The organism is Falsirhodobacter sp. alg1, from assembly GCF_000739715.2.
In the GTDB taxonomy this organism is placed as follows: Bacteria; Pseudomonadota; Alphaproteobacteria; order Rhodobacterales; family Rhodobacteraceae; genus Falsirhodobacter.
Genome location: NZ_BBJC02000025.1, coordinates 1 through 945, shown reverse-complemented (window position 1 = coordinate 945; position 945 = coordinate 1). Strand labels below are relative to the sequence as shown.

At 62.5% G+C, this 945-nt stretch carries 1 protein-coding gene; it reads right to left on the bottom strand.

Annotated elements, in window-relative coordinates; translation table 11 throughout:
- Positions 1-510 (bottom strand): energy-coupling factor ABC transporter ATP-binding protein (locus tag TR36_RS13900; protein WP_062763523.1); only part of this gene is annotated, 510 nt, incomplete at its 3' end.
- Positions 511-945 lie beyond the last annotated feature (435 nt).

Genomic DNA, 945 nt, shown 5'->3' with positions numbered 1-945 from the left:
GGGCAGGTCCAGCGCGGCAAAAGGTTCGTCCAGAAGCAATGTTCGCGGGGCCATCATCGTGACGGCCATCAGGCACAGCAATTGTTTCTGCCCCTGCGACAGGGTGTGGACCAGCCTGCCTGCCCAATCGGACCGCCCCTCTTGCTGCAGCATGGCAAGGGCGGCACGATTTGCCTCGGCGGTGCTTTGCCCCATCTGCCGCAAGCCGAAGGCCAGTCCCCCCCCCCCCCTNTCTACCGTGGGGAAGATGATCTGGTGTTCGGGGTTCTGAAACAGGATTCCGATGTGGGGCAGGATCTTGCGGCGGTTCTCGGGGTCGATGCCATCGACGGTGACCTTGCCCGCAGTAGGTGCGATCAGCCCTGCCATCAGCCGCAGCAGTGTTGTCTTGCCAGAGCCGTTCCGGCCCAGAATGGCGATCCGCTGTTCGGTCAGATGCAGGTTTATGCCGTGCAGGATCGTGCGTCCCTGAACGGCAAATTCCGCATCGGTGATCTTTATGCCGTTCATGTTCCTCCGGCCCTGTGTGGCGCGATTGTCTAGTCCGTAGCAGGTTAAATACACATTAACCATTTGGCGGCAAAAGGCCGGAATGGATGCAACCCGTGATGCCCTTCGCCTGATCCGGTCCCGCAGGGTGGGGCCCGTGACATTCCATCGGCTGATGGAAGGGGCAGCAACAGTAGCACCCCGATCGCAAAGCGCACGAAGGCCGCCTGTGCCGAGGGCACCCCGGCCCCAGACCACGCACCACGCCGTTGACGGCAACGATGCTGAGAACGGCCGCCAGCATCCACAGCACCCCCGCCATCGGTCGGGAATGGGGTGCAGGTTGGATCACAACCCCAGAAGCAGCGATAGCGCGATCGTCCACATGACCACTCCCACAAGGGTTTCAAGCACACGCCAGGCGGCAGGCCGGCGAAACAACGGAGCAAGCCCCCT